At 70.3% G+C, this 14,376-nt stretch carries 14 protein-coding genes; 8 read left to right on the forward strand and 6 right to left on the reverse strand.

The features are described 5' to 3' along the window. Positions 1-66 precede the first annotated feature (66 nt). The 4 genes from OG456_RS07955 to OG456_RS07970 are packed head-to-tail and all read left to right on the forward strand — an operon-like array spanning position 67 to position 3,693. Positions 67-1,182, forward strand: a complete 1,116-nt coding sequence (locus OG456_RS07955) for an aliphatic sulfonate ABC transporter substrate-binding protein (protein ID WP_266558612.1) — start codon at positions 67-69, stop codon at positions 1,180-1,182. A gap of 49 nt (positions 1,183-1,231) precedes the next feature. Further along, entirely contained in the window at positions 1,232-2,023 is a 792-nt protein-coding gene (locus tag OG456_RS07960) for an ABC transporter ATP-binding protein (protein ID WP_266558614.1), read from the forward strand. Next, entirely contained in the window at positions 2,010-2,936 is a 927-nt protein-coding gene (locus OG456_RS07965) for an ABC transporter permease (RefSeq protein WP_266558616.1), read from the forward strand. Before OG456_RS07960 ends, OG456_RS07965 begins: the two co-directional genes overlap by 14 nt. 7 nt (positions 2,937-2,943) lie before the next feature. Further along, a complete protein-coding gene (locus OG456_RS07970) occupies positions 2,944-3,693 on the forward strand; it encodes a sirohydrochlorin chelatase (protein ID WP_266558618.1) in 750 nt (249 codons plus the stop codon). Between the two features lie 104 nt (positions 3,694-3,797). On the opposite strand, the gene OG456_RS07975 is transcribed toward OG456_RS07970, so the two are convergent. Beyond that, positions 3,798-4,385 carry a TIGR03086 family metal-binding protein gene (locus OG456_RS07975; protein ID WP_266558619.1) on the reverse strand — a complete coding sequence of 196 codons (588 nt, stop codon included), beginning with the start codon at positions 4,383-4,385 and terminating at the stop codon, positions 3,798-3,800. 51 nt (positions 4,386-4,436) lie between these two features. Next, complete coding sequence (locus tag OG456_RS07980) at positions 4,437-5,444, reverse strand: ketopantoate reductase family protein (protein WP_266558621.1); 1,008 nt, start codon at positions 5,442-5,444, stop codon at positions 4,437-4,439. A gap of 345 nt (positions 5,445-5,789) precedes the next feature. On the opposite strand from OG456_RS07980, the gene OG456_RS07985 reads away from it, so the two are divergent. Beyond that, a complete protein-coding gene (locus OG456_RS07985; RefSeq protein ID WP_266558623.1) occupies positions 5,790-5,975 on the forward strand; it encodes a hypothetical protein in 186 nt (61 codons plus the stop codon). 16 nt (positions 5,976-5,991) lie between these two features. Here OG456_RS07985 and OG456_RS07990 read toward each other — a convergent pair whose 3' ends face one another. The 3 genes from OG456_RS07990 to OG456_RS08000 all read right to left on the reverse strand — a co-directional run bounded on the left by OG456_RS07990 (position 5,992) and on the right by OG456_RS08000 (position 8,189). After that, on the reverse strand, positions 5,992-6,360 hold the full coding sequence (locus OG456_RS07990; protein ID WP_266558625.1) for a nuclear transport factor 2 family protein: 369 nt from the start codon (positions 6,358-6,360) through the stop codon (positions 5,992-5,994). Next, on the reverse strand, positions 6,353-6,904 hold the full coding sequence (locus OG456_RS07995) for a DUF1697 domain-containing protein (protein ID WP_266558627.1): 552 nt from the start codon (positions 6,902-6,904) through the stop codon (positions 6,353-6,355). Before OG456_RS07995 ends, OG456_RS07990 begins: the two co-directional genes overlap by 8 nt. Before the next feature lie 73 nt (positions 6,905-6,977). Further along, positions 6,978-8,189 carry a S8 family peptidase gene (locus OG456_RS08000; RefSeq protein ID WP_266558629.1) on the reverse strand — a complete coding sequence of 404 codons (1,212 nt, stop codon included), beginning with the start codon at positions 8,187-8,189 and terminating at the stop codon, positions 6,978-6,980. A 398-nt stretch (positions 8,190-8,587) separates the two neighbouring features. On the opposite strand from OG456_RS08000, the gene OG456_RS08005 reads away from it, so the two are divergent. Next, a complete protein-coding gene (locus OG456_RS08005; RefSeq protein WP_266558631.1) occupies positions 8,588-10,843 on the forward strand; it encodes an MMPL family transporter in 2,256 nt (751 codons plus the stop codon). A gap of 75 nt (positions 10,844-10,918) precedes the next feature. Here the strand turns inward: OG456_RS08005 and OG456_RS08010 are convergent, their stop codons facing one another. Further along, positions 10,919-11,905, reverse strand: coding sequence for a CDP-alcohol phosphatidyltransferase family protein (locus OG456_RS08010; RefSeq protein WP_266558633.1), 987 nt, complete (start codon positions 11,903-11,905; stop codon positions 10,919-10,921). A gap of 330 nt (positions 11,906-12,235) precedes the next feature. Between OG456_RS08010 and OG456_RS08015 the strand changes: the two genes are divergently transcribed. Further along, positions 12,236-13,333 (forward strand): DegT/DnrJ/EryC1/StrS aminotransferase family protein, encoded by a 1,098-nt coding sequence (locus tag OG456_RS08015; RefSeq protein WP_266558635.1) that lies wholly within the window; start codon positions 12,236-12,238, stop codon positions 13,331-13,333. Positions 13,334-13,374: 41 nt separating this feature from the next. Beyond that, positions 13,375-14,367: a Gfo/Idh/MocA family protein gene (locus OG456_RS08020; RefSeq protein ID WP_266569115.1), complete on the forward strand. Its 993-nt coding sequence runs from the start codon at positions 13,375-13,377 to the stop codon at positions 14,365-14,367. Positions 14,368-14,376 lie beyond the last annotated feature (9 nt).

Genomic DNA, 14,376 nt, shown 5'->3' on the forward strand with positions numbered 1-14,376 from the left:
ACCCTGCCGACCTCCCGGCCACGCCCTGAGAGCGTGACCGCCGGGCCAACGAGAGGACCACCTCCCGTGCCTGCCAACTCCGCCTCCTGGCGCCGCGGCCTCGCCGCCGTCGCCGCCCTGCCGCTCCTCGCGCTCGCCGCGACGGCCTGCGGCTACGGCTCCACGGCCAAGGACGACACGTCCGACAAGACGAACGTCGCCGCGAAGGGCAAGAAGCTCTCCGCCGACACCGTGAAGATCGGTTACTTCGGCAACCTGACGCACGGCACCGCCCTCGTGGGCAACCAGAAGGGCTTCTTCCAGAAGGAGCTCAAGGGCACGCAGGCCCAGTACCAGATCTTCAACGCGGGCCCGTCCGAGATCGAGGCGCTCAACGGCGGCTCCATCGACATCGGCTGGATCGGCCCCTCGCCGTCGATCAACGGCTTCACCAAGTCCCAGGGCAAGAGCCTGCGCATCATCGGCGGTTCGGCGTCGGGCGGGGTGAAGCTCGTGGTGAACCCGAAGACGATCAAGTCCCTGGACGACGTCAAGGGCAAGAAGATCGCCACCCCGCAGCTCGGCAACACGCAGGACGTCGCGTTCCTCAACTGGATCGCCGAGAAGGGCTGGAAGGTCGACGCCAACAGCGGCAAGGGCGACGTCTCCGTGGTCCGTACGGACAACAAGATCACCCCGGACGCCTACAAGTCCGGCTCCATCGACGGCGCCTGGGTGCCGGAGCCGACCGCTTCCAAGCTCGTGGCCGAGGGCGGCAAGGTCCTCCTCGACGAGTCCGACCTGTGGCCCGACAAGAAGTTCGTGATCACGAACATCATCGTGTCGCAGAAGTTCCTCAAGGAGCACCCGGACGTCGTCGAGGCCGTGCTGCGCGGCTCGGTGAAGACCAACGCGTGGATCAACGCCAACCCGGACGAGGCGAAGGCCGCGGCCAACAAGCAGCTGGCGGCCGACTCCGGCAAGGCGCTGCCCACGAGCGTGCTCGACCCGGCGTGGAAGTCGATCCAGTTCACCGACGACCCGCTGGCCTCGACCCTCGACACCGAGGCGGCGCACGCGGTGAAGGCGGGCCTGCTGGAGAAGCCCGACCTGAACGGCATCTACGACCTCGCGCCGCTGAACAAGGTCCTCAAGGCCGAGGGCAAGGGCGCGGTCCCCGACGCCGGCCTCGGCGTCAAGTAACCGCGTCGGCCAAGCCCGTAATCGCTTGAGTTCCCAGGAGGTGACGACCATGGCAACGACCCTCGCCAAGGCCGCGGACGGCGGCACGCAGACCACCGGCCCCGCCGCGCGGATCGAGCACGTCTCGAAGTCCTTCGCCACGCCCGCCGGGCAGCAGCTCGTCCTGGACGACATCACGCTCGATGTCGCTCCGGGCGAGTTCGTCACCCTCCTGGGAGCCTCGGGCTGCGGGAAGTCGACGCTGCTCAACCTGGTCGCGGGCCTCGACCGGCCCTCGTCCGGCGAGATCAGCACGCAGGGCCGGCCGGCCCTGATGTTCCAGGAGCACGCCCTCTTCCCGTGGCTGACCGCGGGCAAGAACATCGAACTGGCCCTGAAGCTGCGCGGCGTCGCGAAGGCGGACCGCCGCACGCGGGCGGAGGAGCTCCTGGAGCTCGTCCGGCTGAACGGCGCGTACGGCAAGCGCGTGCACGAGCTGTCCGGCGGTATGCGCCAGCGCGTGGCGTTGGCGCGGGCGCTCGCGCAGGACAGCCGGCTGCTGCTGATGGACGAGCCGTTCGCCGCGCTCGATGCCATCACGCGCGACGTGCTGCACGACGAGCTGACCCGTATCTGGCGCGAGACGAACGTCTCCGTCCTGTTCGTCACGCACAACGTCCGCGAGGCGGTACGGCTCGCCGAGCGGGTCGTACTGCTCTCTTCGCGGCCGGGCCGGGTGGCGCACGAGTGGCGGGTCGACATTCCGCAGCCGCGCCGCATCGAGGACACCGCAGTGGCGGAACTGTCCGTCGAGATCACCGAACAACTGCGTGGGGAGATCCGCCGCCATGGCCAGCACTGAGACGACGACCGTGACTGAGGGCGCGGGCCCGGCCGCCGTCAAGGACGGTGGCCGGCACGACATGTCCGGTCTCGAGGCGGGGCTCGATGCCCTGGAGACCGTCCAGACCACCCGCATTCCGCTGCGCCAGACGCTGGTCCAGAAGGTGCTGCCGCCGCTGACGGCGGTGCTCCTGGTCCTGGTCGTGTGGCAGGGACTGGTGTCGTTCAAGATCGTCGACGACCCGAGCAAGCTGCCCTCGCCGTCCGCGGTGTGGGACGAGGTGTCCGACGCGTGGTTGCAGGGGACGCTTCTCGACTACATCTGGACGAGTGTGTCGCGCGGCCTGCTCGGCTTCCTGCTGGCGCTGGCGATCGGCACCCCGCTCGGCCTGGTCGTCGCCCGGGTCCGGTTCATCCGGTCCGCGATCGGCCCGATCCTGTCCGGCCTTCAGTCGCTGCCCTCGGTCGCCTGGGTCCCGCCGGCCGTGATCTGGCTGGGCCTCGACAACAAGATGATGTACGCCGTGATCCTGCTCGGCGCGGTCCCCTCGATCGCCAACGGCCTGGTGTCGGGCGTCGACCAGGTGCCGCCGCTGTTCCTGCGGGCCGGCCGCACCCTCGGCGCGACGGGCCTGCGGCACACCTGGCACATCGTGCTTCCGGCCGCGCTGCCCGGCTATCTCGCGGGTCTGAAGCAGGGCTGGGCGTTCTCGTGGCGCTCGCTGATGGCCGCGGAGATCATCGCCTCGTCGCCGGACCTGGGCATCGGCCTCGGCCAGCTCCTGGAGAACGGCCGCAACGCCAGCTCCATGTCGATGGTCTTCCTCGCCATCTTCCTGATCCTGATCGTCGGCATCGCCATCGACCTGCTGATCTTCAGCCCCCTGGAGCGGCGCGTCCTGCGCAGCCGCGGCCTCCTGGTGAGGAGCTGACCCCGCCATGCACCAGCGCCCCGCCCGCCCGGTCCTGCTCGTGATCGCTCACGGCAGCCGCGATCCGCGCCATGCCGCGACGGTTCACGCGCTCGTACGCGAAGTACGGGCGCTGCGGCCGGGGCTGCGCGTGGAGACGGGGTTCCTGGACTTCAACGTCCCCTCGGTGAACGGCGTCCTGGAGTCCCTGGCGGCGGAGGGCGTGCGTGACGTGGTCGCGCTCCCGCTGCTCCTGACGCGCGCGTTCCACGCGAAGGCGGACATCCCGGCGGTCCTGCGGCAGGCCCCGGCCCGGCTGCGGATCCGCCAGGCTGAGGTGCTCGGCCCCTCGCCGCTCCTGACGGCGGCGCTCGAACGCCGTCTGTACGAGGCCGGGCTCACCCCGGCCGACAAGCCCACGACCGGGGTCGTCCTGGCCTCGGCGGGCTCCACCGACCCGGAGGCGATCGCAGTGATCGCTGAAATCGCGCGGGAGTGGCGGCACACCGGTTGGTGCGCCGTGCGACCTGCGTTCGCCTCCGCATCTCTGCCCCGCACGGAGGACGCCGTGGCGCAACTGCGCGCCGAGGGCGTCCGCCGGGTGGCGGTCGCCCCCTACGTCCTGGCCCCCGGCTTCCTCCCGGACCGCATCGCCCGCGGCGCCTGTGAAGCGGACGTCCTCGCGGACGTACTGGGCCCGGCCCCGGAGGTGGCACAGCTGCTCGTGCGTCGCTATGAGGCGGCGACGGTACGGGAGTTGGTGGCGGTGGGCGCCTGACGCGACGCGTCAGGAGACCGCCGTCCCCTCATCCCCTCTTCTTCGAGGCATTCAGTTCCTCCGAGACATCCAGTCCTGCGAGGCGTTCGGTCTCTCTTCGCCATTCAGCGCGGATCCCGCCCGCTGAGCGCAACCGCCCGATGGAACAAAGGCGCGTCGGCCGGCACCGGAACCGCGTCGGCGAAGCCGTCGTACCGGCGGTATTCCTCCGCGTTCGCCTCGACCACGTCGAGCAGCAGGCGGGCCGTGTCGTCCGGGAGCTGGAAGGTCTGGCCGGTGGCGTGGGCCACGTCCCAGCCGTGGAGGGCCAGTTCGGCGACGAGCAGGCGGGCGATCTCGGGTGCGGGCGTCTTCGCGAAGCCCAGGTCGATCTCCCCCTCCCAGACCTGCGGGTCGGACCAGGCGGCGACGGCCCGTTCGAGCTGTGCCGCGTAGGCCTCGGCCCAGTCGGTGTCGGCGGTGAAGTCGCGGGCCGTGAGGTCGTCGGGGAGCTGCTTGCGCAGGGCCCGGTGCTCCAGGCCGTGCGCGGAGTAGAGGACCCAGTGGTTGACGAGGGCGCGAACGTCCCAGTCGCCGCACCCGCTCGGCTCGGGCAGGCGCGCCGCGTCGACCCCGCGCGCGACCCTGGCGGCCTCCGCGGCGCATTCCTTCATCGACGTGTACTCGATCATGGAGGTGTACTCGGTTTCCATGCGGAAAGCGTCTCGCGCGGGGGCCGCCGAGGGCTTGAAGAAATGCGACAGCTACCGCGTTGCCGCGTCGGCCTCCGCCACGAGGTCCGCGATCGTCATGGACCCGGCCGGCCGACGCTCGCGGGCGAAGCGGTCGGCCACCGACTGCAGGGCGTCGTTGACCGGGGTCGGCACGCCGTGCAGCCGTCCGAGCAGGCCCATCTCGCCGTTGAGGTAGTCGGACTCGATGGTGCCCGTGCCCCGGCTGAGGGACTGCCACGACGAGCCGCCGCTGCGTTCCGAGCCGTCGAAGGGCTCGAACCGGATCTTCTCGGCGCGGGTCTCCTTCTCCTCCTCCTTGGAGGCGAACGCGATGCCCGCCGCGCCGAGCACGGCCTCGCCCTCCGCGCGGGCGCGCCCGTGGAGGGCGAGCCCCTCCTCGCTGGTGATCACCCCGGACACGGCCTCGATCGCGTTGGCCAGGTTGCCGAGGAGCTTGGCGTACTTCCAGCGCATCACGTCGGGCACGACGGGTGCCTCGAAGAATGACTTCTCCAGGTCGGCGGAGATGCGGTGGGCGGTCTCGTCGGTGCCCTCGGGGAACCGGCCGATGTGCAGGATGCCGGTGAGCGGGGTGCCCGCGGCGGACACGACGCCGGGCTCGACGAACGTGGCGGGCAGCCACACGCACACGCCGTACACGCGCCGGAAGAGCCGCAGCGCGAGGCGCTCGCTCTCCACTCCGTTCTGCGCGCAGACCAGCGGCAGCCGCTCGGCGGCGGTGCCGCCTCCGGCGACCGGCCGCCCGGCCCACGCTTCGAGCGCCGCGACGCTGTCCTGGGTCTTCACGGCGAGCACGAGGACGTCGTCCGGGCTCAGTTCGCCGAGCTCCTCGGGCCCGGCGACGACCGGGAGGCGGTGGATGTGCGGGCCGTCGGGGGTGACGAGCCGCAGCCCGTGGTCCCGCAGTGCCTCGTACTGCTTGCCGCGGGCGACGAGGACGACGTCGTGCCCGGCCTGTGCGAGCCGGCCGCCGATGGCGCCGCCGACCGCTCCTGCTCCGATGATGAGGTAGCGCATGCCAACGAGCCTGTCACAGAAGGCTGTAGGGGCCACTCACGATCGGGCAAACTCTCGCGCTCCGCGCACCGAGGCGTGCGAGCCTGCTCCCCGTGCGTACCCGCTTGGCCCTCCGGGGGGCCGGACTCCTCTGCCTGCTCGTGGCGGTTCTCGGCGGCTGCTCGGCCTCCCGGCAGTGGCGGCAGGCGGAGCGGATCGACGCGGCGCCGGTCCGCGTCACCGGCGTCGATCACGTGCCGAAGAGTGGTGACGAGCAGGTGATCGCCTACGAGGTCCAGGGTCGCCGGCACACCGTCAAGAGATCGCTGGGCACGGGGCCCCGGCAGTCCCGGGGCCGGGCACCGGGTGTGTCTGGAGGCCGACCGCGCCCGCCCCGACGTGGTACGGCTCTGCGGCGAGCGGTACCCGTCGGGGGACGACATGTATCCCACGTACGTCCTGGTCACGGTGGCCGGAGCCATCGGGGCCTGCGTCGTCGCGGGCGTCGCCGTCGGGGTCCGCCGCCGCTCCCGCTCGGAGCCGGCGCGGTGACGTCACCGCGCCGTGCTCACTCCCGGCTGAACGGTGTCCCCTGATGGAAGTAGAGCAGCCACCCCTCGGCGCCTTGCCGCCACAGTGAACTGCGGTGCGCGCAGGCGCCGTTGCGGTCGGTGTCGAAGGTCAGATGGACGAGGCCGGGGGCGAGCCGCACGCCCTTCATCCGCGAGACGGTGAGGGGCCGCATGCCCGGTTCGCGCGTGGTGGTGAGCTCGGCGATGATCGCGGCGCGGTCCCAGCGGCGGCCCGACGCGCCGAACTCGAAGTAGTCGGGGTGCAGCAGCGCGCCGAGCAGCTCGGGGGAACGGCGCACGGCCGGGTCGAGCAGCCGCAGTTCACCCTCGATGGCGGCCTCGACAGCGGCGTCGAGCTCAGGCACCGGTCATCTCCACGAGCTTGACGACGGTGTTCCAGTTGCGGCTGGTGGCGATGAGGCCCTTGTTCAGGGCCGGCCGGGAGAGCGCGACGGCGAGCTTGGAGCTGCCGAGGCCCTCGGGGGCGTAGAGGTACAGCTCGCGCGGGCCGAGCCGGAAGTCCTCGGGGGCGAACGCGGCCGGGTCGACGGGGGCGAACCGCTCGGGGTCGACGGGCCCGGAGAAGTAGGTGACGTGCAGCTGTTTGCCTTCGAGCGAGCCGGCGTCGAAGGGGCACGCGTCCGCGACCGACGCGAGGTAGGCGTGGTCGCGGACGATCACGTCCACGGCGAAGCCGAACTCCTTCTCGATGGCCTCGCTCAGCTCGGCCGCGAGAGTCTCCTCGTCGCCGTGGTCGCTGGTGAACGTCGCGTTGCCGCTCTGGAGATAGGTCCGTACGTCGCCGTGCCCGAGCCCTTCGATCAGGGGGCGAAGCCGCGCCATCGGGACCTTTTTGCTGCCGCCCACATTGATGCCGCGGAGCAGTGCCGCGTACGCCTTTGTCGCCATGGGGACACGATAGGCGGCCGCCGCGCCCCGTGGGGGAGGGCACGGCGGCCGCCGGTCAGGGGTGCTGCCGGTACTACTCGACGATCTTGAGGAGCTTGTTCGGCGTGCCCTCGCTCGCGTTGGAGATCTTGTCGGGGGTCGCACCGTCCGTCAGTGCCTTGGAGACGTCCGCGGGGGTCGCGTCCTTGTGACCGCTCAGGTAGACGGCGGCGGCGCCCACGACGTGGGGGGTCGCCATCGACGTACCGGAGATGGTGTTGGTGGCGTCGTCGCCGGTGTTCCAGTCGGAGGTGATGTCCGAGCCGGGGGCGTAGATGTCCACGACGGAGCCGTAGTTGGAGAAGTCGGACTGCTTGTCGTCCTTCGTGGAGGAGGCGACGGTGATGGCCTCCTTGACGCGGGCCGGGGAGCCCGCGGACGCGTCGGCCGACTCGTTGCCCGCGGCGACCGCGAAGGTGACGCCGGAGGCGATGGCCTTCTGCACGGCCGCGTCGAGCGCCTCGTCGGCGCCGCCCCCGAGCGACATGTTGGCGACGGACGGGCCCTGGTGGTTCTTGGTGACCCAGTCGATGCCCGCGACGACCTGCTCGGTGGTGCCCGAGCCCTCGTTGTCGAGGACGCGGACGGCGACGATCTTCGCCTTCTTGGCGACGCCGTGCGCCTCACCGGCGATGGTCCCGGCGACGTGCGTGCCGTGGCCGTTGCCGTCGTCGGCGTTGTCGTCGTTGTCGATGGCGTCGAAGCCGGAGGTGGCGCGGCCGCCGAAGTCCTTGTGGCTGACGCGGACGCCGGTGTCGATGACGTACGCGGTCACGCCCTCACCGGCGCTGTCCGGGTACGTGTACTTCTTGTCGCCCGCGGTGTCCGCCTGGTCGATGCGGTCGAGGCCCCACGACGGCGGGTTGTCCTGGGTCGCGTCGATGTGGAATTTCTTGTTCTGGACGACCTTGGCGACCGACGAGTCGGCGGCGAGGCGCTTGGCCTCGGTCTCCGAGAGGCCGTTCACGGAGAATCCGTTGACGGCGGAGGAGTAGGCGCGCTTCAGCTTGCCGCCGTACTCCTTGGCGAGGCCCTGCTTGGCGTCCGTGTTCGCCTTCTGGTCCAGCAGCACGATGTAGCTGCCGGAGACGGCGCCCTTGGCGTCGAGCCCGTAGACCTTGCCCTCGGCCGGGGTCGAGGCGCCGGCCAGGGAGCCCGCGAAGACGGTCACTCCGACCGCGGTGGCAGCGGTGGCTATCGCCGCGGTGAGTTTCATCGTGCTGCGGGCACGCTTGTGAGTTGCCATGAAGAGGGGTCTCCTCGTGGTTTCTGTGGGGGGGTTTGTGGGGGGTTTGCTGATGGATCTCACGCATCCCCCGGCAATCTCCGGAAGATCCCCGGGGGTTGGCACGAAACCCTGTCCGATTGACGCGACCAGATCAAGACCTACATGCAGCTGTGACTTGTTCAACAAGCCTTCGTAATAACAATTCGGGCTTCGACCGACACTTCGGACTCCGGGAATTCCCTATAGATGTAGGGGACTTGAGTCCTCCTGAGTGGGGAGCGCGCCCCGCCCGCAAGGAGGAGCCGGGCCCCCGCCGACTCACCGGGCAGCACGACGAGACGCACTTATCGGGCCCATACCTTCGATACGGAGGTGATGGCACGGTGCTGTCACCGCACACAAGGGGGCAGCCCGTCATGGGGAACCGAGACACGCGGGTACGGGGCCTGGCGGCCCGGGCCGGCGGCTGGAGCGTGCGGCACCGATGGGCTGCCGTGGGGATCTGGGTGCTGTTCGTGGTCCTGGCCATGGGGATCGGCTCGGCCGCCGGCCGCGTCGACGTGTCGGACAGCGATCAGCTCCAGGGCGAGACCACGCAGGCGGCGCGCATCATCAACGACGCCGGTATCGAGGAGCCCGCGGGCGAGACCGTGCTCGTCCAGGGCAGGGACGGCAAAATACGGGCGACGGACGCCCGCTTCCGGCGGGCCGTCGACGAGGTCGTGAAGGCGGTCCAGGGCACGGGAGCCGTCACGAACGTGACGTCGCCCTACGACCCGCGGGCGAAGACGATCTCCAAGGACGGCCGCAGCGCGCTCGTCCAGTTCGACATGCGCGGCGACCCCGGCACGGCGAGCGACCGTGTGGAACCGGTACTCAAGGCCGTCGAGAAGGTCCAGCGGACCCATGGCTCGCTGCGGATCGAGGAGATCGGCGGCGCGAGCATGGGCAAGACGTTCGAGGACGCCTTCGGCAACGACTTCCAGCGGGCCGAGTACTCGGCGGTCCCGGTCGCGCTGGGCATCCTCCTCATCGCGTTCGGCGCGCTGGTCGCCGCCCTCCTCCCGGTCGCGCTGGCCGTCACCGCGATCATGGCGACGATGGGCCTGATGGGCGTCGTCAGCCACCTCCAGCCGATGAGCGACACCGCCAACTCCGTGATGCTGCTGGTGGGTCTCGCGGTCGGCGTCGACTACTGCCTGTTCTATCTGCGGCGCGAGCGCGAGGAGCGGATGAAGGGCCACGACCCGCAGACCGCGCTGCGGGTGGCGGCGGCGACGAGCGGCCGGGCCATCATCGTCTCGGGTGTCACGGTCTGCGTGGCGATGGCGGGCATGCTGTTCACGGGGCTCGCCGAGTTCCAGGCGATGGGCCTCGCCTCGCTGATGGTCGTGGCGGTCGCCATGGTGGGCTCCGTGACGGTGCTGCCGGCGCTGCTCTCGCTGCTCGGCGAGCGCGTGGAGAAGGGGCGGCTGCCGTTCCTGAACCGCGGCAGGCGGCGTAACGGGAACGGAGCTCCGGAGGGCAGCCGTTTCTGGCAGGCGGTGCTGCGCGTCGTCCTCGCCCGGCCCGCCGTGTCCGTGGTCGTCGCGATCGGCGCCCTGCTCGCGGTGACCGCCCCGGCACTCGGTATGAAGACCCAGAACCTCACCCTGGACCAGGAGTTCGGCGACTCGCTGCCGATCGTGGCGACGTACGACCGGCTCAACGACGCGTTCCCCGGCGGCTCCGAGCCGGCCGAGGTGGTCGTCAAGGCCGCCGACATCAACGCGCCCGAGGTGCGGAGCGCGATCGCCGACTTCCGTGCGGCGGCGATCGGTTCGGGCGCCTCGCGCGGCCCGGTGGACCTCACCGTGCACGGCCGCGAGAACGTGGCGTTCATCAGCGTCCCGCTGGTCGGCGGCTCCGACCAGGACAGGGCGGAGGAGAGCCTCGCGCTGATCAGGGACCAGGTGCGCCCGGACACGCTCGGCAAGGTCGACGGGGTCGAGGCGCCCGTCACCGGACAGGTCGCGGGATCGAAGGACTTCAACGACCAGATCGTCGGCTCGGTGGTCCCGGTGTTCGCGTTCGTCGTCGTCTTCGCGTTCCTGCTGATGCTGCTGTCGTTCCGCTCACTGACGGTGGCGATCACCTCGATCGCCCTCAACCTGCTGTCCGTGGGCGCCGCTTACGGCATCCTGGTCGCCGTCTTCCAGAACGGCTGGGGCGCGTCCCTGGTCGGCGCGGAGGGCGTGGGCGCGATCATCTCCTGGCTGCCGCTGTTCCTCTTCGTGATCCTCTTCGGGCTCTCCATGGACTACCACGTGTTCGTGGTGTCGCGGATCAGGGAGGCGCGGCTTCAGGGACGTACGAACAAGGACGCCATCACGCACGGCGTGGTGACGACCGCGGGCGTGGTCACCAGCGCGGCGGTCATCATGGTGGCCGTCTTCGCGATCTTCGGGACGCTGTCCATGCAGTCGTTCAAGCAGATGGGCGTGGGCCTGGCGGCCGCGGTGCTCATCGACGCAACGGTCATCCGCGGCATCCTGCTCCCCGCCGTGATGGCGCTGCTCGGCGAGCGGAACTGGTACCTGCCGAAGTGGCTGCACCGGCTGCCCGACCTGACGCACGACGAGGTGGCCGCTCCCCCGCCGCCGGCCGTGACGGACGAGAGGGTGGGGGTGTGACGTCGGCGTAGGGCCGAGGTGCGCGTCGGGGGTGCCCCGCGGGACCGTCGGGTCCGGCGGGGCACCCTCTCGCGTTCAGGCCGCCGCGGCCCGCCGGCCGCGCTCCGCGAACGAGTCGATCGTGCGCGTGAAGTCACGGGTCGACAGCAACAGCTTGTAGACGATGGCGAGTTCGAAGACGAGCAGAAGCGCTCCGGAGACGATCGTCGCCCACAGGACCTGGTCGATCAGCGGGCCGATCATGAAGACGCCCATCTGGAACTCGATCCCGCTGATCAGATGGGTACGGATACGATGACGGAGCAGGAACGAGCGCATCCGCAGGTATACGGGGAAGCGGCTCCTGAACTCCTGGTGCAGGTCGACCACTTGGGGCGCGGGCTGCGGTGCGGCCTCCGCGATCCCCTGGGCCGAGCGTGCCTTCTGGAGGTCCTGCTCGGTGTCCGCATCGGGGTTGTCGCGCAGGAGGTCCTCCATGAAGGCGAGCTCCGCAGCGTATCTCCCGCCCTCGCCCAGCCCTGCGTTCTCGGCGCGCCGTGCCTCCTTGACCCGCTCCTTGATCTGCTTGCGCATGGAGTGGCGGATCTTGAAGATCTCCAGGGAGTTGATGTAGCGCAGGGTGTCGAGGCCGACGACGGCCAGGGCGAGCCAGATGTAGAGCTCGTCACCGGTGCGTTCGTACTGGCCCGCCATGAGGGCGACCCCGCACGCCATGACGCGGATGCGGTCGAAGACGAAGTCCAGCCAGGCCCCGAAGACCGACCCCTGGCCGGTGAGCCGGGCGACCTTGCCGTCCATGCAGTCGAGGATGAACGACAGGTGGTAGACGACGGCGCCGGCGATGAGCCAGCGCCAGTCGCCCAGCCAGAAGAGGACGGCCGAGCCGAGACCCAGGATGAAGGCGCCCCAGGTGATCTGGTTCGGGGTGATCCTCGTACGCATCGCCGTCAGCCGCACCAGCGGCGTGGCGACCGGGTCGACGAGGAGCACGGTCCACCACGCGTCCCGTTTCTTCTGGGTGATGCGGCGTACCTCGTCGAGGGGCGGTATGTCTCGGCGCATGGCTGGTCAACTTCCTGGCTTTCGACGTGAGTTCACCTCACGCTAGAAAGCCCTTCATACGAGGTTCAAGTAGCGCAGCGTGCAACCTTTGGCCGGGGGTAACGGTCGAACCCCATGACCAAGTCGATGACTTCGCCAGGGCGCCACCCGCGTTACCCGAGCGTTATCGAATGACCTGACGCTCGCAGCGCTCACCCCGAAGAGCGGGGCAAATCGCCTCATCGTACGCATACTGCCTTTCGGGTTAATAGGTGGTGATATCAGAAACTCCTGACACGGAACTGCGGTTAAAGGCAGGCCGACTCCCTCGCTCTCGAACGGAGACTGCCCGTGTGCGGTTCCAGCCTGTCCATCCCGGCCGCCCGGCCCGTGATCGGCGAAGCCGAGATCGAAGCCGCCGTACGCGTCCTGCGTAGCGGCCATGTCATCCAGGGGCCTGAGGTGGCCGCCTTCGAGGAAGAGTTCTCGGAGCTGGTCGCCGAACGTCACTGTGTAGCCGTCAACTCCGGCACTTCCGCGCTGCAGCTGAGCCTCATGGCGCTCGGCATCGGAGCGGGCGACGAGGTGGTGGTGCCCTCCTTCTCGTTCGCCGCCACCGCCAACGCGGTACGCCTGGCGGGCGCCGAACCGGTCTTCGCCGACATCACGCCCGGCACCTACTGCCTCGATCCGCTCGCCGCGGCGGCGGCGATCGGTCCGCGTACCGCGGCACTGATGCCCGTGCATCTGTACGGGCACCCCGCCGCCATGGACCACCTGATGCCGCTCGCCGCGCGCCACGGCCTCGCCGTCGTCGAGGACGCCTGCCAGGCGCACGGCGCCGCGCTGCACGGCCGGAGCGTCGGAACGTTCGGGCAGGCCGGATGCTTCAGCTTCTATCCGACGAAGAACATGCACGCCCTCGAAGGCGGCATGATCACCACCGCCGATCCCCGACTGGCCCGCACCCTCAGGCTGCTCAGGAACCAGGGCATGGAACAGCGGTACGAGAACGAGATCGTCGGCGCCAACATGCGGATGACCGACGTCGCGGCGGCCGTCGGCCGCGAGCAGCTGAAGCAGCTGCCCGCGTGGACCGAGCGGCGGCGGGCCAACGCCAAGGTGCTCGACTCCCGTATCGAAGGGCTGCCCGTGCCGCAGGTGGCAGATGGCGCCCGGCACGTCTACCACCAGTACACCGTCGCCGTCCCCGACGGCCGCAGGGACGCCCTGCAGCAGGAACTGGCGCGGCAGGGCATCGGCAGCGCGGTGTACTACCCGACGCCGATCCACCGTCTGAAGCCGTACCACGACCCGGCCCGCCCTCCCTTGCCCGAGACCGACCGCGCTGCCGCCGCGGTGCTCTCGCTGCCGGTCCACCCCACCCTGGGGCAGGGCGACCTCGAACGCATCGCCCGGGCCGTGAGCTTCGCCGGAGGTGCCCGGTGAGCAAGCTGAACCTCCGTGCGGGACTTGTCGGTCTGGGTGCGATGGGGCGCAACCACGCCCGGGTGCTGTCGTCGCTCGACGGCGTCGAACTCGTCGGCGCCGTGGACCCGGCGGGAGACCCCACGGGCGCCGCCCGTGGCGCCCCGGTCGTCGCCACCCTGCCTGAACTACTCGCGCTCGGGCTCGACTACGCCGTGGTCGCCTGCCCCACCTCGCTGCACGAAGGGATCGGCCTCGCCCTGGCCGCGGACGGCGTGTGCGCGCTGATCGAGAAGCCGCTCGCCCACTCCGCGGCTGCGGCCCGACGACTGGCCGACGCCTTCGACAGGGCCGGTCTGGTCGCCGGGGTCGGACACATCGAACGCTTCAACCCGGCGTTGCAGAGCCTGCGTTCGCGCCTGGAGGCGGGCGAGCTGGGTGAGACGTTCCAGGTGGTCACGCGGCGGCAGGGGCCCTTCCCGCAGCGCATCGCGGACGTCGGTGTCGTCAAGGACCTGGCGACCCACGACATCGATCTCACCAGCTGGGTGACAGGATGCCCCTACGCTTCCGTGGCGGCCCGTACCCTCTCCAAGAGCGGCCGCCCGCACGAGGACATGGTCGCGGTCGTCGGTGAGCTCACCAACGGCACCATGGTCAGCCATCTCGTGAACTGGCTCAGCCCGCTCAAGGAGCGCTTCACGGCGGTGACCGGCGAGCACGGCTGCTTCATCGCGGACACCCTCACCGCCGACCTCACCTTCCACGCCAACGGCGCCGTCGCCACGGAGTGGGAAGCACTGAGCAACTTCCGCGGAGCCGCCGAGGGCGACATGGTCCGGTACGCCATCCCCAAGCGCGAGCCGCTGCTCGTCGAGCACGAGCGGTTCCGCGACGCCGTGGAAGGCAAGGGCACGGACATCGTCACCCTGGAGCAGGGGCTGAGGACGGTCGAGGTCGCCGAGGCGGTCCTCGACTCGGCGCGACGGAAGGCGTACCTGCCGCTGCAGAGCCCGCACCCCCGGAATCTGGCGGCGTTCACCCAGCGGTCATGAGGTGCCGGG

The organism is Streptomyces sp. NBC_01446 (genome assembly GCF_026340095.1).
Classification (GTDB): Bacteria; Actinomycetota; Actinomycetes; order Streptomycetales; family Streptomycetaceae; genus Streptomyces; species Streptomyces aureus.

Bases quoted from the DNA above. Each gene is read 5' to 3' on its own strand.
- OG456_RS07975 (WP_266558619.1), bottom strand. From the start codon at position 4,385: ATGGAAACCGAGTACACCTCCATGATCGAGTACACGTCGATGAAGGAA.
- OG456_RS07970 (WP_266558618.1), top strand. From the start codon at position 2,944: ATGCACCAGCGCCCCGCCCGCCCGGTCCTGCTCGTGATCGCTCACGGC.
- OG456_RS07960 (WP_266558614.1), top strand. From the start codon at position 1,232: ATGGCAACGACCCTCGCCAAGGCCGCGGACGGCGGCACGCAGACCACC.
- OG456_RS07980 (WP_266558621.1), bottom strand. From the start codon at position 5,444: ATGCGCTACCTCATCATCGGAGCAGGAGCGGTCGGCGGCGCCATCGGC.
- OG456_RS08010 (WP_266558633.1), bottom strand. From the start codon at position 11,905: ATGCGCCGAGACATACCGCCCCTCGACGAGGTACGCCGCATCACCCAG.
- OG456_RS08020 (WP_266569115.1), top strand. From the start codon at position 13,375: ATGGGGCGCAACCACGCCCGGGTGCTGTCGTCGCTCGACGGCGTCGAA.
- OG456_RS07995 (WP_266558627.1), bottom strand. From the start codon at position 6,904: ATGGCGACAAAGGCGTACGCGGCACTGCTCCGCGGCATCAATGTGGGC.
- OG456_RS07965 (WP_266558616.1), top strand. From the start codon at position 2,010: ATGGCCAGCACTGAGACGACGACCGTGACTGAGGGCGCGGGCCCGGCC.
- OG456_RS08005 (WP_266558631.1), top strand. From the start codon at position 8,588: ATGGGGAACCGAGACACGCGGGTACGGGGCCTGGCGGCCCGGGCCGGC.
- OG456_RS08000 (WP_266558629.1), bottom strand. From the start codon at position 8,189: ATGGCAACTCACAAGCGTGCCCGCAGCACGATGAAACTCACCGCGGCG.